Source organism: Bradyrhizobium sp. Cp5.3 (genome assembly GCF_000426265.1).
Taxonomy (GTDB): Bacteria; Pseudomonadota; Alphaproteobacteria; order Rhizobiales; family Xanthobacteraceae; genus Bradyrhizobium; species Bradyrhizobium neotropicale.
Genome location: NZ_AUFA01000023.1, coordinates 32,281 through 51,598, shown reverse-complemented (window position 1 = coordinate 51,598; position 19,318 = coordinate 32,281). Strand labels below are relative to the sequence as shown.

17 protein-coding genes and 1 tRNA gene are annotated in these 19,318 nt (G+C 64.9%); 14 read left to right on the top strand and 4 right to left on the bottom strand.

The window, feature by feature from the left end; translation table 11 throughout:
- The first annotated feature begins 18 nt into the window (after nt 1-18).
- From K289_RS0126595 to K289_RS52420, 3 genes are all read left to right on the top strand, one after another.
- Nucleotides 19-807 carry a 3-hydroxybutyrate dehydrogenase gene (locus tag K289_RS0126595; RefSeq protein WP_027554322.1) on the top strand — a complete coding sequence of 263 codons (789 nt, stop codon included), beginning with the start codon at nt 19-21 and terminating at the stop codon, nt 805-807.
- A gap of 135 nt (nt 808-942) precedes the next feature.
- Nucleotides 943-1,551, top strand: a complete 609-nt coding sequence (locus K289_RS0126590) for a hypothetical protein (protein WP_027554321.1) — start codon at nt 943-945, stop codon at nt 1,549-1,551.
- Between the two features lie 486 nt (nt 1,552-2,037).
- A complete protein-coding gene (locus tag K289_RS52420; RefSeq protein ID WP_371260857.1) occupies nt 2,038-2,535 on the top strand; it encodes a class I SAM-dependent methyltransferase in 498 nt (165 codons plus the stop codon).
- A 239-nt stretch (nt 2,536-2,774) separates the two neighbouring features.
- Here the strand turns inward: K289_RS52420 and K289_RS0126580 are convergent.
- Nucleotides 2,775-2,849, bottom strand: a tRNA-Gln gene (locus tag K289_RS0126580).
- 274 nt (nt 2,850-3,123) lie between these two features.
- Here K289_RS0126580 and K289_RS0126575 point away from each other — a divergent pair.
- Nucleotides 3,124-4,902 carry an acyl-CoA dehydrogenase gene (locus K289_RS0126575; RefSeq protein WP_027554320.1) on the top strand — a complete coding sequence of 593 codons (1,779 nt, stop codon included), beginning with the start codon at nt 3,124-3,126 and terminating at the stop codon, nt 4,900-4,902.
- A gap of 115 nt (nt 4,903-5,017) precedes the next feature.
- On the opposite strand, the gene K289_RS0126570 is transcribed toward K289_RS0126575, so the two are convergent.
- Nucleotides 5,018-6,250: an MFS transporter gene (locus K289_RS0126570; protein ID WP_035685876.1), complete on the bottom strand. Its 1,233-nt coding sequence runs from the start codon at nt 6,248-6,250 to the stop codon at nt 5,018-5,020.
- A gap of 282 nt (nt 6,251-6,532) precedes the next feature.
- Between K289_RS0126570 and K289_RS0126565 the strand changes: the two genes are divergently transcribed.
- The 8 genes from K289_RS0126565 to K289_RS0126525 all read left to right on the top strand — a co-directional run bounded on the left by K289_RS0126565 (nt 6,533) and on the right by K289_RS0126525 (nt 15,749).
- Complete coding sequence (locus tag K289_RS0126565; protein WP_027554318.1) at nt 6,533-7,291, top strand: enoyl-CoA hydratase-related protein; 759 nt, start codon at nt 6,533-6,535, stop codon at nt 7,289-7,291.
- Between the two features lie 178 nt (nt 7,292-7,469).
- Nucleotides 7,470-9,137: a bifunctional UDP-sugar hydrolase/5'-nucleotidase gene (locus tag K289_RS0126560; RefSeq protein ID WP_027554317.1), complete on the top strand. Its 1,668-nt coding sequence runs from the start codon at nt 7,470-7,472 to the stop codon at nt 9,135-9,137.
- Between the two features lie 133 nt (nt 9,138-9,270).
- Nucleotides 9,271-10,200, top strand: coding sequence for a histone deacetylase family protein (locus tag K289_RS0126555; RefSeq protein WP_027554316.1), 930 nt, complete (start codon nt 9,271-9,273; stop codon nt 10,198-10,200).
- Nucleotides 10,201-10,275: 75 nt separating this feature from the next.
- A complete protein-coding gene (locus K289_RS0126550) occupies nt 10,276-10,527 on the top strand; it encodes an exodeoxyribonuclease VII small subunit (protein WP_027554315.1) in 252 nt (83 codons plus the stop codon).
- A 508-nt stretch (nt 10,528-11,035) separates the two neighbouring features.
- Nucleotides 11,036-12,964, top strand: a complete 1,929-nt coding sequence (dxs, locus tag K289_RS0126545; RefSeq protein ID WP_027554314.1) for a 1-deoxy-D-xylulose-5-phosphate synthase — start codon at nt 11,036-11,038, stop codon at nt 12,962-12,964.
- 232 nt (nt 12,965-13,196) lie between these two features.
- Nucleotides 13,197-13,751, top strand: coding sequence for a nucleoside 2-deoxyribosyltransferase (locus tag K289_RS0126535; RefSeq protein ID WP_027554312.1), 555 nt, complete (start codon nt 13,197-13,199; stop codon nt 13,749-13,751).
- Between the two features lie 23 nt (nt 13,752-13,774).
- On the top strand, nt 13,775-14,509 hold the full coding sequence (locus K289_RS0126530) for a TlyA family RNA methyltransferase (RefSeq protein ID WP_027554311.1): 735 nt from the start codon (nt 13,775-13,777) through the stop codon (nt 14,507-14,509).
- Entirely contained in the window at nt 14,502-15,749 is a 1,248-nt protein-coding gene (locus K289_RS0126525) for a class I SAM-dependent RNA methyltransferase (protein WP_027554310.1), read from the top strand. Before K289_RS0126530 ends, K289_RS0126525 begins: the two co-directional genes overlap by 8 nt.
- A gap of 4 nt (nt 15,750-15,753) precedes the next feature.
- Here the strand turns inward: K289_RS0126525 and K289_RS0126520 are convergent, their stop codons facing one another.
- Nucleotides 15,754-16,356 carry a hypothetical protein gene (locus tag K289_RS0126520; RefSeq protein WP_027554309.1) on the bottom strand — a complete coding sequence of 201 codons (603 nt, stop codon included), beginning with the start codon at nt 16,354-16,356 and terminating at the stop codon, nt 15,754-15,756.
- A 290-nt stretch (nt 16,357-16,646) separates the two neighbouring features.
- Here K289_RS0126520 and K289_RS0126515 point away from each other — a divergent pair, with 290 nt between their 5' ends.
- Nucleotides 16,647-17,705: a class I SAM-dependent methyltransferase gene (locus K289_RS0126515; protein WP_035685873.1), complete on the top strand. Its 1,059-nt coding sequence runs from the start codon at nt 16,647-16,649 to the stop codon at nt 17,703-17,705.
- A 6-nt stretch (nt 17,706-17,711) separates the two neighbouring features.
- Here the strand turns inward: K289_RS0126515 and K289_RS0126510 are convergent, their stop codons facing one another.
- Complete coding sequence (locus K289_RS0126510; protein ID WP_027554307.1) at nt 17,712-18,167, bottom strand: GNAT family N-acetyltransferase; 456 nt, start codon at nt 18,165-18,167, stop codon at nt 17,712-17,714.
- Between the two features lie 152 nt (nt 18,168-18,319).
- Here K289_RS0126510 and K289_RS0126505 point away from each other — a divergent pair, with 152 nt between their 5' ends.
- Nucleotides 18,320-19,168 carry a nucleotidyltransferase domain-containing protein gene (locus K289_RS0126505; protein WP_051310828.1) on the top strand — a complete coding sequence of 283 codons (849 nt, stop codon included), beginning with the start codon at nt 18,320-18,322 and terminating at the stop codon, nt 19,166-19,168.
- Nucleotides 19,169-19,318 lie beyond the last annotated feature (150 nt).

The window sequence follows — 19,318 nt, the reverse complement described above, 5'->3', positions numbered from 1 at the left end:
CAGACGAAGGTAGATGAAATGGCAATTCTGAAGGGCAAGACGGCCGTGGTGACCGGTTCAACGAGCGGCATAGGCTTGGCGTGCGCTCGCGCATTCGCCGGCGGGGGCGCCGACATCGTGCTCAACGGCATGGGTGCGCCGGCCGAGGTCGAGAAAGAGCGAGCAGCGATTGAGCGCGAATTCGCCGTCAAGGCGATCTATTCGCCCGCCGACATGACGAAGCCGAGCGAGATTGCCGGGCTCATCGCGCTCGCGGAGACAACTTTCGGCAGTGTGGACGTGCTCGTCAACAATGCCGGCATTCAGCACGTCTCGCCGATCGAGGACTTCCCGGTCGAGAAGTGGGACGCGATCATCGCGATCAACCTCTCCGCCGCCTTTCACGCCATCCGCGCCGCCGTGCCGGGCATGAAGAAGCGCGGCTGGGGCCGCATCGTCACCACGGCCTCGGCGCACTCGCTTGTCGCCTCGCCGTTCAAATCCGCCTATGTCGCGGCCAAGCATGGCATCGCAGGCCTCACCAAGACGGTGGCGCTGGAGCTCGCCAGATCGAAGATCACCTGCAACTGCATCAGCCCAGGCTACGTCTGGACGCCGCTGGTGGAAAAGCAGATCCCGAACACGATGGCGGCGCGCCGGATGAGACGAGATGAGGTCATCAGCGACGTGCTGCTGGCCGCCCAACCCACCAAGGAATTCGTCACGGTCGAGCAGGTCGCTGCGCTGGCGCTGTTCCTGTGCAGCGACACCGCCGCCCAGATCACCGGTGCCAATCTCTCCATGGACGGAGGCTGGACGGCGACATAGGACGGGCACGCCTCGTTACAAGATGCTGCATATGCATTGGAACTCCGCTTCCAGTCGCAAACAGCATTTGACCCACGTCAACACGGCCAGCGCCAAGCTCGACGATCATCAACACGGCAGCCAAGGGAGACGGCAATGTCACAGCAAAGCAGCATGCATTATTACCTGAATTGGGCCAAGGAGCGCATCGACGAGATGAATGCCGCGCTCGCCTCGTTCGAGGTCAAAGCCGGCGAGGCCAAGGCCGACTCCATGGTCAAGGCCGAGCAAGTCGTCGCCGATCTGAAGAATCGCCGCGACGAATTCCAGGCGCTCTTGAAGACGCAAGCAGAAGCCGGCGAAGCCGCCTGGGCGCGCACCAAGACCGATCTGGAGAAACAATGGAACGGCTTCGAAGCGCAGATGAAGGGCTATTTCGAGACCGCCGGCAAGCAGATCGAGCAGCAACAAGCCATGTTCAGGGACCTTGCAGCGGCGCAGACCAAGGCCTGGCACGAAGCGACGGACAGGTTCCGGGAAGCGGCGGGAAAAGTGGCAGCGGCCCATACCGGCGACTTCGACGCCGCACTGAAGCAGATGAAGGCCGACGCGTCCGAGGCGGAGGCGCGCCTCCAGAAACTGAAGCAGGCAGGCAGCCAGTCTTGGTCGGTACTGAGCGCGGCGCTGGCAGAATCGCGCAAGGCGTTTGATCAGGCCAACAAGGCCGCATGGGAAGCCCTGAAGAACCCGACGTCCAAGAGCTGACGCGATCTGTCAGGGGAGTCTGACCTGGTCTCAAAGCTGACCTATCGGTCAGATCACAGTGACGCGAAGTCACGCCCATCTGCAGGATGTCTTGCTGCTGCTTCGGGAATACAGGATCGTAGCAAATCGATTGACTAGCTATGCTGCCGGGACCGTTCCCAAACTTCCGGCTTGCGGTTGGACAGATGACGTTGGGCCCACGTCTTTCGCTGAATGGACGACCGCGGCTCATACCTGGAGGCCCCTCGATCGCGCTGGTCCGTGCAGTGACGCTTGTAGTTGCGCTAGGTACAACTCGCGCATTGACCGCTGACATTGGTTACCTGGCCCCGCCAGGACTCTCGGCAAAAGAGTTTCCCTCACCTCGGCGTCCGGTTGCGCCGATCGCTAGCCTAAGTCGCTCCGCCGAAGAGCACCGCGACTCCCTGGACGAGGCCGGTGAGGTGGCACGTCTTCTTGGGCTGAAGCCAGGCATGATGGTCGGCGATATCGGGGCAGGCAGCGGCTACGATCCGTCTCTCACACCTCGTTAGCCCGAGAGGCTCCGTCATCGCCCAGGACGTTACGCGAGATCACCTCATCGAACTCGGCAGGCGAACGGCGCGACTGGGGCTGACAAACGTCAAATTCGCGGTGAGCGAACCACACGACCCGCGCCTGCCCGCTTCCTCGCTGGATGCCGCCATTCTCGGGCACATGTATCACGAGATAACCCAACCCTATGCTTTCCTCTATAATCTCGCGCCTGCCTTGAAGCCGGGCGCGCGGATCGGAATTGTCGACTTCGAGCGAGCGACCTCAAAGCACGGCACGCCGATCGAGCTGTTGCGTTGCGAACTATCCGCCGTGGGCTATGGCGAGATCGCCACGTACCAGCTCGCAGGCGATGGCGGATACTTGGCGGTATTTGTTCCGCCGCAAGAAGCGGGGCGAACATCTCCCCGCGAAACCGTTGCTTGTACGGATAGCGCTGGCTCGCGTTGACTCGACGCAGAAGTTGTTCGCTTCTTCGTCTAACCTGGGCGACCAGCTCGCCCTCGCCGCGCGGCGCCGGTCCAAAGCGCCTGCTTGTCGCCCAGCCGTTCCCGCTCGAAGTCGAACGCGGGCGAGTTCTTGGCGGCCTGCGTGACCCGCTCGAGCTTCGTCAGATGTCTGTCGACGACGCCGCAGCAGCTCCCCAGCCAAGCCGGTTTCGTGAGTGATTTCAGGCGAAGCGGGAGATCTGGCTGGGGCGGGAGGGATCGAACCTCCGAATGGCGGAATCAAAATCCGCTGCCTTACCGCTTGGCTACGCCCCAACTGGCGACAGAAGGAACAGCGGAAGAGCAGGCTACCGCAGAATCCCTCAGGCCGTGCCGGTCTATAGGGAGCGGGGCGGCTTTTCAACCGCCTGGAGGGCAAAATACCACAGGCCCCTGGGCGCTGCGCCACACTCTATGATCATTATGGTCGCGACGATTGACCCGTTCCCGGCGGGCTTGGCCGCCTGATCACCGGCTGCGCGGTCCCGGCAGTTGAGACCTCCCCCGTTTCATGGGAATACGACGCCAACGATGTCCACGGGAGTGAGCCATGACCTACCGCGCGCCGATCAATGACATGCTGCTGTCGCTCAACCACGGCGCGGGCCTGAAGGCCGCCGTGGAGGCCGGTCATTACGGCGATTTCGACGCCGAAATCGTCGCCGCCGTGCTGGAGGAAGCCGGCAAGTTCGCAACCGACGTGCTGGCGCCGCTCAACCGCGTCGGCGACGAGCACGGCATCAAGCTCGACGCCGGCAAGGTCACGACCGCGCCGGGCTGGCCGGATGCCTACAAGCGCTGGACCGACGGCGGCTGGAACGCGGTGTCCGGGCCGGAAGCCTTCGGCGGCCAGGGCCTGCCGCTCGCGATCAACGCCGCCTGCACCGAGGTCTGGAGCGCCTCCAACATCGCCTTCGGCCTCTGCCCGCTGCTCACGGCCTCCGCGATCGAGGCGCTGGAGGCGCATGGCAGCGAGGAACTGAAGACGGTTTATCTGGAGAAGCTCGTCACCGGCGAGTGGACCGGCACCATGCAGCTCACCGAGTCGCAGGCCGGCTCCGATGTCGGCGCGCTCCGCACCCGCGCCGAGCGGCAGGCGGACGGCACCTATCGCATCAAGGGAACGAAGATCTTCATCACCTATGGTGAGCACGACATGACCGACAATATCGTGCATTTCGTGCTGGCGCGCCTGCCGGACGCGCCCGCCGGCACCAAGGGCATTTCTCTCTTTCTCGTTCCCAAGTTCATGGTCAACGCCGACGGATCGCTCGGCGCACGCAACGATATTTTTGCGAGCGGCGTCGAGCATAAGCTCGGTATGCATGCCTCCCCCACCTGCACCATGACGATGGGCGACCATGGCGGCGCGATCGGCTTTCTGATCGGCGAAGAGAACCAGGGCATGCGCTGCATGTTCACGATGATGAACCAGGCGCGCCTCGGCGTCGGCCTCGAAGGCGTCGGCATCGCCGATCGCGCCTATCAGCAGGCGCTCGCCTACGCGCAGGAGCGCAAGCAGGGCCGCGCCGTCGGCAAGAAGGGCGACGGCTCCGACGCGATTTTCGTCCATCCCGACGTCAAGCGCATGCTGATGCGGATGCGGGCGCAGACCGCGGCCGCACGCACCATCTGCTACGCCACGGCGGTTGCGATCGACGTCTCCACGCGCGCCAGGGATCCGAAAGTACGGGCCGATGCCGCCGCGCGCGCGGCGCTGCTGACGCCGATCGCGAAGGGCTATTCCACTGATATCGGCAACGAAGTCGCCTATCTCGGCGTGCAGGTTCACGGCGGCATGGGCTTCATCGAGGAGACCGGCGCCGCCCAGCACTACCGCGATGCGCGCATCACCGCGATCTACGAGGGCACCAACGGCATCCAGGCGATCGACCTCGTCACGCGCAAGCTCGCGGCGAACGGCGGCGCCGCGGTGTGGGCGCTGCTCGACGAGCTTTCCACCATCGTTAAGCAGGTCGAAGCTTCCAACGATCCGGCCTTCGGCACCACGCCCGTGAAGCTGCGCGAGGCGCTTGCGGCGCTGACGCGGACGAGCAAGTGGCTGCTCGAGCGCGTTGCCTCCGCGCCCAACGACGCGCTCGCCGGCGCGACGCCTTATCTGCAGCAGTTCGGCGCCACGCTCGGCGGCTGCGTCCTGGCGGCCGAGGCGCTCGCCGCCAAGGGCGACGGCAATGCCGAAGCGCCGCGCTACGTCTCGCTCGCCCGCTTCTTCGCCGAGAACATCACGGTGCAGGCCCCTTCGCTCGAACGCACCGTGACGGAGAGTGCGGAGTCCGTTGCTGCGGCGGATGCGGTCTTGTTGGGGTAACGGGCGCGCTGCCCGTCGAGATCGTAGCCCGGATGGAGCGAAGCGAAATCCGGGAAGGCCTCAAGATCGGATGTAGCGGTCCCGGATTGCGCTTCGCTCCATCCGGACTACGGACCTACGATCCCTCCCCGCTATGCCCCGGTCGCCACAGCACGATCCCCGCGGCAACCAGATCGAGCACGACGCAGAGTGCGAACGCCATCGTGTAGTTGCCGGTGAGGCTGCGCGCGAGGCCGATGATGCCGGGGCCGAACGCGCTGACGATGCCGCTGATCGACGTGCCCAGTCCCATCGCGGCCGCGAAGGCGTCGCGGCCGATCTCACGCTGGATGATCAGCGGCGGGAACGTGATCATGTTGCCGATCGAAAAGCCGTAGACAGCGCAGCAGACGAGCAGCACCGTCGGGCTCGTGCTTTGCAGGAGCACGAACAGCGCCGCCGCCTGGCTCGTCATCGACGCTGAGCTTGCAAGCCGCGGATCGAGCCGGTCGACGAACAGGCCGAGCGACAGGCGACCGACGACGGCCATCGTCGCCATGATGGTCACCGCGAAGCCTGCGGCGGAGCGGCCGATGATCGGTTCGAGGAACGTCACCTGGTGAACGATGAAGCCCATCTGCGCCAGCAGCGCGATCGCGAAAGGCAGCACCATGGTCCAGAACGCCGGGTTGCCGAGCAGCGCCTTGCGGGAATGCGCCGCGGGCCTGCCGCCGGCGGACCCGCCACCGCGGGAAGCCTGCGACACATCGGCCGGCCAGCCGACGAAGGCCACGATGACAGGCAACAGCAGCACCACCATTGCGGTGGTGGCCGCCAGCATCGCGGAACGGAAGCCGATGCTGCCGGTCAGCGTGAGCAGCACGGGCACGAGCACGATGCCGCCGCAGGTCGCGCCGTTGAAGGCGAGACTGAGCGCGAGGCCGCGGCGCCGCTCGAACCAGGAATTGAGCACGGTGGCGATCACCACGGTGCCCATTCCAGTCCAGCCGAGCGACATCAGCGCGTAGGCGAGATAGAGCTGCCATGGCGCCGCCATCAGCGCCAGCAGGATGGTCGATGCGCCGAGCGCCGACAGGCCGCCCAGGATCAGCGAGCGCAGCCCGACGCGGGCGAGCAGATCGTCGGTGAAGATGACGAGGACGGAGGTCAAGAGGAACGAGAACGTGCTGGCGGCGGACACCAGCGTGCCCGGCCAACCATGCGCGCGCTGAAGTTCCGAAAGATAGACGCCCTGCCCGTAGAGGCCGAAGCCGAACATGAAGAAGGCCATCAGAAAGCAGGCAAGCACGACGCGCCAGCCGCGATAATGCGGTGAGGATTCGTCGATGCTCTCTGCGGCAATCTTCAATCGCGCACTCCGCCAAATCGGAGGGACGGCGCCGATCGTGCCGCACAACCAGCGGTTTTTCAAATGAAACATTGTAGCCGATTGTTGCAATGCGCAATTGCGCTTATGGGGTAGCGCCACAGCAGTCCTGCGCGGCTTTCCCGTGCGAACACACCCCGGCCCATCGTCATGCGCCAAGAGCAAGGGATCACCGTCGAAAAGGTTGAGAGGCGGGATTGGCACGCCTGTGAGATCATGTAGGCTGAGACGTCGAGACTCGGCAATGGCGCCCGGGGGATCCTTATGGCGAACGGCAACATCATCGTGACGGAGGAACGCGCAACGCGCGTCATCACCTTGCGCCGGCCGAGCAAGAAGAACGCGATCACGCAGGATATGTATCGCGAGATGAGCCACGCGATCGACACCGCGCAGAACAATCCCGACATCCGCTGCATGATCATCACCGGCGGCTCCGGCGTGTTCACCGCCGGCGACGACATCGACGACTTCCTCGCGGCGGACTCGTCGAGCCCGGAGATGCTGACGAACGGCGCCAAGTTCCTCTATTCGCTCGCTCTCAACACCAAGCCGATCATCGCCGCGGTGGACGGCGTCGCGATCGGCATAGGCACCGTCCTGCTGTTCCATTGCGACTATGTGCTCGCGTCGACGGCCGCTACTTTTTCCGCGCCCTATATCCATCTCGGGCTGGTTCCGGTCGGCGCATCCAGCCTCTTGATGCCGAACACCATGGGCTACCAGCGCGCCTTTGCCATGCTGGTGATGGGACGGACCTTCACCGCCGCGGAGGCGGAAGCCGCCGGCTTCGTCAACACCGTGGTCTCGCCGGGACACACCGAGGTTGAAGCGCGCAAGGTGGCGCGGGAGATCTGCCGGCTGCCGGCCGACGCGGTCGCGACCTCGCGCAAATTGCTGCGCATGCCGCCGGAAGAGCTCACCCGCCGCATCGACCAGGAAGGCCACCTGTTTGGCGAGCGGTTGAAGTCGCCCGAGGCCGTGGCTTCGTTCAACGCGTTTGCAAACAGGAAGAGGCGGTAGGCGGGCGTCAACCATCCGATTGTCGTTCCGGGGCGCGACGAAGTTGCGAACCCGGAATCCATTGGACCGCGGCGTTGGTGGATGCATGGATTCCGGGCTCGCGCTTCGCGCGCCCCGGAAAGACGGCGGGGCAACAATGCTTCGTGAAATCTTCGCGGCGAACGTCTAGTCTGGTTCCATGCGACACGCGTTCCGACTCATCGTTACCGCCCTCACACTGGCGCTCGCTTCCGCCCTGCCCGCTGCTGCACAGACGGCTGCGCCCGTCGAGCTGCGCATTCTCGCGATCAACGACTTTCACGGCAACCTGAGGCCGCCGCCGGGCGGCATCCGCATCGGCGATCCCGAGGACAAGGCCAAGAAGGTGCCGGTCGCGGCCGGTGGTGCCGAGTACATGGCGACGCTGGTCAAGCAATTGCGCGAGGGCCACAAGAACACGATCTTCGTCGCCGCCGGCGACCTGATTGGGGCGAGCCCGTTCCTGTCGGCGATGTTTCACGACGAGCCGTCGATCGAGTCGCTCTCGATGATGGGGCTTGCGATCACCTCGGTCGGCAATCACGAATTCGACGAAGGCACGGCCGAGCTGCTGCGGATGCAGAATGGCGGCTGTCATCCGGAGGACGGATGTCAGGGGCCGCATCCCTTCACCGGTGCGAAATTCCACTATCTCGCCGCCTCCACCATCGAGACCGCGACCGGCAAGAGCATCCTGCCGCCCTACGAGATCAGGGAGTTCGACGGCATCCCTGTCGCGTTCATCGGGCTGACCTTGAAAGAGACCGCCGGCATCGTCTCGCCCAAAGGCATTGCCGGGCTCGAATTCCGTGACGAGGCCGAGACGGTGAACGCGCTGGTGCCGCAACTGAAGGCGCGCGGCGTCGAGGCGATCGTGGTGCTGATCCACCAGGGCGGCGAGCCGACCGGCGACTACAACGAATGCCCAGGCATTGCGGGACCGATCGTCGAGATCGCAAGGAAATTCGACCGCGCCGTTGACGTCGTCGTCAGCGGCCACACGCATCGTGCTTACGTTTGCCAAATCGACGGGCGGCTCGTCACCAGCGGTGACAAGTACGGCACGCTGGTCACCGCGATCGATCTCACGCTCGATCCCGCCACGCGCGACATCGTCGGCGCCAAGGCCGAGAACGTCATCGTCGCGAACGCCTCGCTGGCAAAGGACCCCGAGCAGACCGCGCTGATCGAGGCCTACGACAAGGTTTCGGCGCCGATCGCCAACCGTCCCGCGGGGTCGGTGACGCAGACGCTGTCGCGCGTGCCGAACGAGGCCGGCGAAAGCGCGCTCGGCGACGTCATCGCGGATGCACAGTTGTTTGCGACCCGCGATGCCAAGGACGGCGGCGCCGTCATGGCCGTCACCAATCCCGGCGGCATCCGCACCGACATCGTGCCGAAGGAGAACGGCGCGGTGACCTTCGGCGACGTGTTCTCGAGCCAGCCGTTCCGCAACCGCCTCGTCACCATGACGCTCACAGGCGGCCAGCTCAAGGACCTGCTCGAGCAGCAATGGCTCGATCCGAAGCGGCCGCGGATCCTCCAGGTCTCGAACGGGTTCAGCTACACCTGGGACGCATCAAAGCCGTTCGGCGAGCGCGTGGTTGCAGACAAGATGACGCTCGACGGCAAGCCGATCGAGCCGACGCAAGGCTACCACGTCACCCTCAACGACTACCTCGCCGTCGGCGGCGACGGCTTCACCGTCGCCAAGCAGGGAACATCACCGCAATACGGCGGTTACGATGCCGATGTGCTGTTTGCGTTCTTCAGGGCGCACGGGCCGATCGGTCCGCTGCCGCCGACCCGCATCCTGCGCATGAATTGATCCGGATCAAACGGGCCGAACCGGGACCAGTGTTTGCCATTCCCGGCCAAACGCATAGATTGGGTTTTGCATTGCGTTTTGGCGCCGGATGCGCCAAGCGACATCGAGAGCCCGTATTCGTGAGCACGACCTGATGAGCACGCTTCTCCTCTCCCACAAGGCCTGCCTCGACCACGTCACGCCGCCGGGACATCCCGAGCGGCCGGACCGTCTGCGCGCGGTGGAGGAAGCGCTGTCGCACGAGCGTTTCCAGTTTCTGGCGCGCGACCAGGCGCCCGAGGGCGATCTCGACCTCGTCACGCTCTGCCACAACGAGCATTACGTCACCGAGCTGCGCCACATCGCGCCGACCAGCGGCCAGGTCTATATCGACGGCGACACTTCGATGTCCCCTGGTACCTGGGAAGCGGTGATGCGCGGGGTCGGCGGCGCCGTCGCCGCCACCGAAGCGGTGATGGCGGGCGAGCATCGCAACGCCTTCGTCGCGGTGCGCCCGCCCGGCCATCACGCCGAGATCGGCAAGCCGATGGGCTTCTGCTTCTTCGACAATGTCGCGATCGCGGCACGCCACGCGCAGCGCAAATTCGGCGTCGAGCGTGTCGGCATCGTCGATTTCGACGTGCATCACGGCAACGGCACGCAGGATATCTTCTGGTCGGATCCGACCGTGATGTACTGCTCGACCCACCAGATGCCGCTGTTTCCGGGCACCGGCGCCCGCTCCGAGCGCGGCGATCACGACACCATCGTCAACGCTCCGCTCGCCTCGGAGGACGGTGGGCCAGAATTCCGCAATGCGTTCGAGAGCCTGATCCTGCCACAGCTGACCAAGTTCAGCCCCGAGCTCCTCATCATCTCGGCCGGCTTCGATGCGCATTATCGCGATCCGCTGGCTTCGCTGAACCTGCGCGCGGAGGACTACGCCTGGGTCACGCGGAAGCTGATGGACCTTGCCGACAAGACCGCAGGTAGCCGAATTGTCTCGGTGCTCGAGGGTGGCTATGATCTGCAAGGGTTGAAAGAATCTGTTACGGCGCATGTCGGCGCCCTGATGGGCGCCTGAAGACACCCGCCACATTACGCCCGCAAAACTCTGCTTTTTCAGTGGGGTAAGTGAATCGGGCAATCGGAAACGGATATGGCCGAAAATACCCAAATCGACGTCTCCAGGCTCACCTTCGAGCGCGCGATCGAGGAACTCGAAACGATCGTGAAGCGGCTCGAGGACGGCAAGGTGCCGCTCGAGGAATCCGTCACGATCTACGAGCGCGGCGAGGCCCTGAAGCGCCGCTGCGAGGAACTTCTGCGCCAGGCCGAGGCGCGCGTCGACAAGATCACCACGGATGCCAGTGGTCAGGCCGCCGGAACTGCCCCCCTCGACGTGCAGTGAATCCGGCATCCTTTCGGATGCCCTAAGAGCCATCTGGAACCTTGCGAGCCTTTCCGGAGCGCCGGAGGCCAAAAATTTCCTCGATTTCGCCCCCAAAAGCCCTTTAGGGAACCGGGCGCGAGGAACGTTCCGCCCGGGGCCGTGGTTAACCAAGCCGGCCTGCCGGTTGCGCGTGCATACCCCTAATTGGCCCAGCGGGTTGGCTTTGGACGAAGCTTTGGTGTAAAGCTTCGTCCACTGTGGCTTTTTGCAAGCCTTTCGTAAGCACCGTTTGCTGGCGACAAGCGCTTCAAATCGCTAATGAAATTGGCTGGGACGGGCGAAGCCGATCTTCGTGACAGGGATCACAGAGACTGAACCGGAACGCACTTAAGCTCACTTAAGCTTGAAGACGGGGCTTTGCCCCGCGCAGGTGGCTCCGACGGTTGAGGACTCGCGCTGCGCCGATATTGTGCAAACCCATCGCGCGCCGGAATGACCTTCCGGCGCTGACAAATTGGAAATCGCCGTGAACGCATACAGTAAAACGCCGCTTCTCGACACCATCCGGACACCGGATGACCTTCGCAAGCTCAAGATTGAGCAGGTCCGCCAGGTCGCCGACGAGTTGCGGCAGGAGACCATCGACGCCGTTTCCGTGACCGGGGGCCACTTCGGCGCGGGTCTTGGTGTCGTCGAGCTCACCACCGCGATCCACTACATCTTCGATACGCCGCGCGACCGGCTGATCTGGGACGTCGGCCACCAGGCCTACCCGCACAAGATCCTCACCGGCCGGCGTGACCGCATCCGCACGCTGCGCACCGGCGGCGGCCTGTCCGGTTTCACCAAACGCAGCGAGAGCGACTACGATCCGTTCGGCGCCGCGCATTCCTCGACCTCGATCTCCGCCGGTCTCGGCATGGCGGTGGCGCGCGACCTCTCCGGCGGCAAGAACAACGTTATTGCAGTCATCGGTGACGGCGCGATGTCGGCCGGCATGGCCTATGAAGCCATGAACAATGCGGGCGCAATGAACTCGCGCCTGATCGTCATCCTCAACGACAACGACATGTCGATCGCCCCGCCGGTCGGCGCCATGAGCGCCTATCTGTCGCGGCTCTATTCCGGCAAGACCTACCGCACGCTCCGCGAGGCGGCGAAGCAGATCAACCAGCGCCTGCCCAAGATCATCGCCAACCGCGCCAACCGCGTCGAGGAATATTCCCGCGGCTTCATGATGGACGGCGGCACGCTGTTCGAGGAGCTCGGCTTCTACTATGTCGGCCCGATCGACGGTCACAATCTCGACCATCTGCTGCCCGTGCTGAAGAACGTGCGCGACATGGAGACCGGCCCGATCCTGGTCCACGTCGTGACGCAGAAGGGCAAGGGCTACGGCCCGGCGGAGGCCTCCGCCGACAAGTACCACGCCGTCGTCAAGTTCGACGTCGCGACCGGCACGCAAGTCAAGGCCAAGCCCAATGCGCCGGCCTATCAGAACGTGTTCGGCCAGAGCCTCGTCAAGGAAGCCGAGAAGGACGAGAAGATCGTCGCCATCACCGCGGCCATGCCGTCAGGCACCGGCGTCGATATCTTCAACAAGGCGTTCCCGGACCGCACTTTCGACGTGGGTATCGCCGAGCAGCACGCGGTGACGTTTGCCGCCGGTCTTGCGACCGAGGGCTACAAGCCGTTCTGCGCGATCTACTCAACCTTCCTGCAGCGCGGCTACGACCAGATCGTGCACGACGTCGCGATCCAGAATCTGCCTGTCCGCTTCGCCATCGACCGCGCCGGCCTCGTCGGCGCCGACGGTGCGACGCATGCCGGCTCGTTCGACAACGCCTATCTCGGCTGTCTGCCCAACATGGTGATCATGGCAGCGGCCGACGAAGCCGAGCTCGTGCACATGGTCGCGACCCAGGTCGCGATCAACGACCGTCCGAGCTCGCTGCGCTATCCGCGCGGCGAAGGCCGCGGCGTCGAGATGCCCGACGTCGGCGTTCCCCTCGAAATCGGCAAGGGCCGCGTGATCCGCCAGGGCAACAAGATCGCCCTGCTCTCCTTCGGCACACGTCTGGCCGAATGCGAGAAGGCAGCCGACGAGCTCGCCGCGCATGGCCTCTCGACCACGATCGCTGATGCGCGCTTCATGAAGCCGCTGGACACCGACCTCGTGCTCAAGCTCGCCCGCGACCACGAGATCCTGATCACGATCGAGGAAGGCTCGATCGGCGGCTTCGGCTCGCATGTCGCACAGTTCCTGACCGACCAGGGCGTGCTCGACGGCGGCATGGTCAAGTTCCGCACGATGGTGCTGCCCGACGTGTTCCAGGACCACGACACGCCGAACGCGATGTACGCCCGCGCCGGTCTCGACGCCAAGGGCATCGTCGCCAAGGTGTTCGAGGCGCTCGGCAAGGACGTCAAGACCGAGACGGTCAAGCTCGCCTGACGGCGAGCCTCCTTCACCTCTCCCGCTTGCGGGAGAGCATAGGCCGCGGCCGTCCTCTAAGAACGCCGAGGCTTGCCTCGGCTATGCCGAAGGGGCGGGTGAGGGCTTTATCGTCTTGAGGGTCCTCGCTTGCGGAGACCCCCTCTCCCCAGTCCTCCCCCGCAAGCGGGGGAGGGAGCGCAGTTTTCGCCGCGGCTTGTAGCTCGTCTGATTTCTTCAGAGCAGTCACTCCATGAAAATCTATCTGGCAGGCCCCGACGTGTTCCTGCCGGATGCGGTGGAGGTCGGCCAACGCAAGGCTGCGATCTGCGCTGCACACGGGCTCACCGGTCTCTATCCCCTCGATAACGAGGCCGACCTCACCGCGCCCGACGCCTCGCGCCAGATCTTCTGCGGCAACCAGGCCATGATGGACGCAGCCGATGCCATCATCGCCAATCTCACGCCGTTCCGCGGCGCAGGTGCCGATCCCGGAACCGTCTACGAACTCGGCTACATGGCCGGCCGCGGCAAGTTCTGTCTCGCCTACTCCAATGACGGCGCCGTCTACGCCGACCGCGTCGGCCGCTTCATCGACATGACGTCCGAAAACGGGCGGCTGGTCGATGCGCAGGGCCTGACCGTCGAGGATTTTGGCCTCGTCGACAACCTCATGATGGTCCATGCGCTGGAGCTGCACGGCTGTCCGCTGGTGACGCCGGCCGAGATGCCTGTCGACGTCTGGCATGATCTTGCAGCGTTCGAGGCTTGCGTCCGGATGGCGGCCGCGCGACTTATTGCTAAATAAGCGCTGGTCCTTCGGAGAGCGTGATGTCCCCTCCCCGCAAGCGCGCGGATGTACTGCTGGTCGAGCGCGGCCTGTTCGAGAGCCGGGCGCGGGCGCGCGCGGCGATCGAGGCCGGCCTTGTCACCGCTGACGACAAACTGGTGGCGAAGCCCTCCGAGACCATCGCAGAGGACGCGGTGATCCAGGCCGAGCCGGCGCATCCCTTCGTCTCGCGCGGCGGCGTCAAGCTCGCGGGCGCGCTGGAGCGCTATCCCATCGACATCGAGGACCATGTCTGCCTCGACGTCGGCGCCTCCACCGGCGGCTTTACCGAGGTGCTGCTCGCGAACGGCGCGAGCCTCGTCTTCGCGGTCGATGTCGGACGCGAGCAGTTGCATCCCTCGCTGCGCGGCCATCCCAAGATCGTGTCGATGGAGGAGACTGACATCCGCAGCTATGAGGGCAAGCGGCTTCCGGCACGGCCCGACATCGTCGTCATTGACGTCAGCTTCATCTCATTGAAAACCGTGCTGCCGGTGGCACTGTCGCTCGCGGCAGCGCCGATGAGCCTGCTCGCGCTGATCAAGCCGCAGTTCGAGGCGGACCGGAAACACAACAAGAAGGGCGTCATCCGCGACGCCGCCGTGCACCAGGAGATCTGCGACGACATCGCGGCCTTCGCCGCCTCGCTCGGCTGCACCAACATCGAGGTGTTTGCCTCCCCGATCAAGGGCGGCGACGGCAATATCGAATTCTTCCTGGGCGCGCGCCGTGGTTGAGCGCTTGATAATCGATCACGTCGGCCATCGCGGCGACGGCGTCTGCCTCGACACGCGCGAGGCGGTCTATGTACCCTATGCGCTCGGCGGCGAGACCGTCGAGGTCGAGCATGTCGCCGGCAATCATCCCGATCGCCGCAAGCTCCTCGCGGTCGACGTCGCGAGCCCCGAGCGCATCGAGCCGTTCTGTCCACATTTCGGCGTCTGCGGCGGCTGCGCGATCCAGCATTGGGCGGCCGAGCCCTATCACGCCTGGAAGCGCGGCCTCGTGGTCGAGACGCTGGCGCAGGCCGGCATCGAATGCGAGGTGGCGCCGCTGGTCGATGCCCATGGCGCCGGCCGCCGCCGCGTCACGCTGCATGGCCGGTTCGGCACGCACGACATCCTCAAGGTGGGCTTTGCCGCCGCAAGCTCGCACGACGTCATTCCGATCCATCGCTGCCCGATCCTCGATCCCGCGCTCGACGGCGCGCTCGATGCGGCCTGGGCGCTCGCCGAGCCCCTGACGTCCAGGATGCCGGTGACGAAGCCGCTCGACATCCAGGTCACGGCGACCAAAAACGGCCTCGATGTCGACGTGCGCGGCTCCGGCCCCTTGCCGACAGTGATGGTGACGGCGCTGTCACGCGTTGCCGAGCAGCATCGCTTGGCGCGGCTGTCGCGGCACGGTGAACTGGTGCTGCAACGCCTGCCACCGACAGTGCAGATGGGCCGCGCCGAAGTGACGCTGCCGCCGGGCTCGTTCCTGCAAGCCACCGTGGCGGGCGAGGAGACGCTTGCGGCGCTGGTTGCGATGCGTCTCGGCAAGGCCAAGGAAGTCGCCGACCTCTTCTGCGGCGTTGGTCCGTTCGCGCTCCGGCTCGCGGAAAAGGCGCGCATCGCCGCTTATGACAGTGACGCCCCCGCGATCGCGGCGCTGGCGAAGGCCGCGCGCACGCCGGGACTGAAGCCGATCAGGTGCGAGCCGCGCGACCTGTTCCGTCGCCCGCTGATGCCGCAGGAGCTCCGCGACTTCGATGCCGTCGTGTTCGATCCGCCGCGGCAGGGCGCGCAGGCGCAGGCAATCAAGCTCGCAGCGAGCAAGGTGCCGGTCGTGATCGCGGTGTCCTGCAACGTCGCGACCTTCGCCCGCGACGCGCGGCTGCTGATCGACGGCGGCTACAAGATCGACAAAGTGGTGCCCGTCGACCAATTCCGGCACACGCCGCATGTGGAATTGGTGGCGAGGTTTACGCGATAATGTCTTAACGGCGAAGGCCGCCGAAAACCGGCGACTCGCCGGGCAGCATGGAGGAGTTGATGTCGCTGTCCATGCGCCCCGACTGCTGCTGCGTGTAGCCGGCCCCGAACGACAGGCTGAGGTTGGAGGTCGGCTTGAATTCGACACCCGCGAACGCGCTATAGCCAGGTGTGGCGCTGGAGGTGAGCGGCGCAAGCGAGCTGCCAAGGCCGTTGCCGTATTTCAGCGTGTCGAGACCGGCGAAGAACGTGACGGGCATGCCGCCCGCGGTCTTGTAGTTGTAACCGAACTGCGTGCCCTCATAAGAGAGCGCAGCAAAATTTCCGGATGATTGCGCCTGGCTGAGGCCGTTCCAACCAATGTTGCCGCGCTGGCTTCCGACAAAGAAGCCGTTCGCAAAATTGTAGCGCCCGCCTGTATCGCCGGCATTGAAGCTTGGAAAATTGCCGTAGGTATCGGAGGTCTGGCCGGCACTGTCGCCGAAGCCGAAAGCGCCGCCCGGTATCCAATACCTCAGGGGCGCAACTTGCGCGTGGACCGGCGCGCCGCCGAAGCAAAGCACCGCGACTAGAGTTGCGAGACCGCAAGAACCTGCAAGGCTGGACATTCAAGCTACCGTCGAAAAGCTCAAGAATTATACTCTCCGGGCATCGTGAATACCAGCGAGGCGGTGCCCGTCATGCTTCATCCAGTTCCAAGGAGGCGTCTTGCAGGCGATTTCATGCCCACACCAAGCGATCGGGCGCGGTCGTCCGTCCTGACGCGTTGAACCTGCCGCGCGCCGGCTTGACCCATAGAGAGGACACGCGGAGACACCTCTCGCGCAAGTGAGCAGCCATGCCGCGGTTCGGCACTGCGCAAGACCTGTAAATGCCCCGAGATTGCATGGAGGCTGTGATGGAGGTCAATTCCGACAGGTTAAATGCCTTTATGGGTAAGTTGGTCACCGAGTTCGGCGCGGCGATGAACGCATCGCTGGTCCTGCTCGGGGACAAGCTCGGTCTCTACCGCACCCTCGCCGCCAAGGGACCGATGAACTCTTCCGAGCTCGCCAGCGCCACCGGAACCACGGAGCGCTATGTCCGCGAATGGCTGGCGAGCCAGGCGGCGTCCGGTTACATCGAATACGATTCCGCTTCGGGCAAGTTCTCGATGCTGCCGGAGCAGGCGATGGCGCTTGCCGACGAGGACAGCCCGGTCTTCCTCGGCGCGTTCGGCAGCGTCATTGCCTCGACGTATCTCGACGAGCCGAAGGTTACGGACGCATTCAAGTCCGGCAAGGGTGTCGGCTGGAACCGGCGCAGCGAATGCCTGTTCTGCGGCACTGCGCGCTTCTTCCGCACCGGCTACAAGCACCATCTGGTGCAGGAATGGCTGCCCGCGCTCGAAGGCGTCGTGGAGAAGCTGAAGCGCGGCGCAAAGGTCGCCGATGTCGGCTGCGGGCACGGCGTCTCGACGCGGCTGATGGCAGAGGCATTCCCGAATTCCCGCTTCTACGGCTTCGACTATCACGAGGGCTCGATCGAGGCCGCGCGGAAATCGGCCGCTGAGGCCAAGCTGGGCGATCGGGTCAGCTTCGCGGTTCATTCGGCCAAGACCTATCCGGCCGAAGGCTATGATCTCGTCTGCTTCTTCGATTGCCTGCACGACATGGGCGACCCTGTCGGCGCCCTCAGTCACGTACGCGAATCCATGGCCAAGGACGGCACCTGCATGCTGGTCGAGCCGTTCGCGGGCGACCGCCTCGAGGACAACCTCAACCCGGTCGGGCGGGTTTATTACGCGGCCTCGACCATGATCTGCACGCCGGCATCGCTCGATCAGGAGGTCGGCCTCGCGCTCGGTGCGCAAGCCGGCGAGGCAAGGCTGCGCAAGGTCGCGCGCGAAGGTGGCTTGACGCACTTCCGCCGAGCCGCCGAAACGCCCTTCAACCTGATCCTGGAGGCGCGGATCTGATCTGCCTCATGCCGGGTGCGCGGGCCGTCGCGCGACATAGCCGACCCGCAAGCCCGGCACGAAGCCGCAAGCCTCATAGAACCGATGCACGCGCGAGTCCTTGCGGCCGCTCTGCATCAGGACCTGATGACAGCCCTTCGCCCAGGCCTCGGTCAGCGCCGCCGCGACGACGGCGCGTCCGTGGCCGCGCCCCTGATAGTCGGGATGGGTCACGACATTCTCGAGAAAGCCGTGACGCCGGCCGCCGCGCAACAGGTTGGGCGCGGTGATGAGCATGCAGGTGGCGACGATCCTGTCCTCGGCATCCGAGACGAACACCGCAAGATCGTCGCGCGCCAGGGTCTCTAGCCAGATTTCTTCGGTCTTTTCTCGAGACTCCGCGCTCGCGCTGACGTCGGAGGCGCGGAACAGCGCGAGCAACCCGGCAAGATCCGACGTTTGCGCAAGTCTGGCGTTCGCCATCGATTTCACCCAGCCAGGACGATGAGGCAGTCTTGCCTGCTGCCAGCCCCGTTGGCAATGCGAACCATCAATCACCGTCCGGAGTTGACCATCCTCCGCAAGAGGACCATACCCGCAGCGGACGCACACGGCACCGTGCAAGGCTTCACCCGATGGCAGAGCAGACGGACATCCACCGCGATCCGCTCATCGAGCGGGTCGTGTCCATGCTTGGCGGCGTCGCAGGCGTCGAGGCCATCGTGCTCGGTGGCTCGCGGGCGCGAGGGACGTCGCACGAAAACTCCGACTACGATATCGGGCTGTATTTCTCTGACAACCGCAAGCTCGACACAGATCGCCTGCAACAGGCCGCACGGCAGTTCGCCGACGATCCGGAGGCGACGACGGTCACCTCGGTCGGGGAATGGGGACCGTGGATCGTCGGCGGCGCCTGGCTGACGATCGAGGGACAGAAGGTCGATCTGCTCTACCGGAACATCGATGCGGTCCGGCGCACGATGGAGGCCTGCCGGGCGGGACAGATCAGCATGGACTATCAGCCCGGACATCCGCACGGTTTCTGTTCGGCGATCTGGATGGGCGAGATCGCCTGCTGTCAGGCGCTGCGCGACGAGCGCGCGGTGATCGCGGAACTGAAGTCGATCGCACTACCCTATCCGAAGCCGCTGCGCGACGCGCTGATCCGGCGCTTCCGGTGGGAGATCCTGTTCAGCATCGAGAATGCCGAGCTTGCCGCGCTGCGCGAGGATCAGATCCATGTCGCGGGCTGCGCCTACCGCGCGCTCACCTGCGTCGCGCAGGTCCTGTTTGCGTTGAACGGGGAATATCTCATCAACGAGAAGGCGGCGTTGCAGCAGGCGGCGGAGTTTCCGCTGACGATTCCGGACCTGATGGAGCAGACGTCGGCGATCTGGCGACGCATCGGAAACCACGCATTCGGGACGGCACTTTCGAACCTCCGCGCGATCGAGCGGACGCTGGTAACGCTCGAAACGCGTTGATCCGACGCCGCGCCCGTGGGCATGCCAGCCAATTCCGCCAGGCGGGCGCTCCACCCGACGGTCCCGCCGATCGCCATGCCGCTGCCGCAGTCACATGCGGCACTCGAATGACGACGTGGTTGGATGCGTGCCGCAACTTTCGGGAAACCG

Excerpts from the sequence above, each read along its gene's own strand:
- K289_RS0126595 (WP_027554322.1), top strand. The coding sequence starts at position 19 with ATGGCAATTCTGAAGGGCAAGACGGCCGTGGTGACCGGTTCAACGAGC.
- K289_RS0126590 (WP_027554321.1), top strand. The coding sequence starts at position 943 with ATGTCACAGCAAAGCAGCATGCATTATTACCTGAATTGGGCCAAGGAG.
- K289_RS0126575 (WP_027554320.1), top strand. The coding sequence starts at position 3,124 with ATGACCTACCGCGCGCCGATCAATGACATGCTGCTGTCGCTCAACCAC.
- K289_RS0126565 (WP_027554318.1), top strand. The coding sequence starts at position 6,533 with ATGGCGAACGGCAACATCATCGTGACGGAGGAACGCGCAACGCGCGTC.
- K289_RS0126560 (WP_027554317.1), top strand. The coding sequence starts at position 7,470 with ATGCGACACGCGTTCCGACTCATCGTTACCGCCCTCACACTGGCGCTC.
- K289_RS0126555 (WP_027554316.1), top strand. The coding sequence starts at position 9,271 with ATGAGCACGCTTCTCCTCTCCCACAAGGCCTGCCTCGACCACGTCACG.
- K289_RS0126550 (WP_027554315.1), top strand. The coding sequence starts at position 10,276 with ATGGCCGAAAATACCCAAATCGACGTCTCCAGGCTCACCTTCGAGCGC.
- K289_RS0126535 (WP_027554312.1), top strand. The coding sequence starts at position 13,197 with ATGAAAATCTATCTGGCAGGCCCCGACGTGTTCCTGCCGGATGCGGTG.
- K289_RS0126530 (WP_027554311.1), top strand. The coding sequence starts at position 13,775 with ATGTCCCCTCCCCGCAAGCGCGCGGATGTACTGCTGGTCGAGCGCGGC.
- K289_RS0126520 (WP_027554309.1), bottom strand. The coding sequence starts at position 16,356 with ATGTCCAGCCTTGCAGGTTCTTGCGGTCTCGCAACTCTAGTCGCGGTG.
- K289_RS0126515 (WP_035685873.1), top strand. The coding sequence starts at position 16,647 with ATGGAGGTCAATTCCGACAGGTTAAATGCCTTTATGGGTAAGTTGGTC.
- K289_RS0126510 (WP_027554307.1), bottom strand. The coding sequence starts at position 18,167 with ATGGCGAACGCCAGACTTGCGCAAACGTCGGATCTTGCCGGGTTGCTC.
- K289_RS0126505 (WP_051310828.1), top strand. The coding sequence starts at position 18,320 with ATGGCAGAGCAGACGGACATCCACCGCGATCCGCTCATCGAGCGGGTC.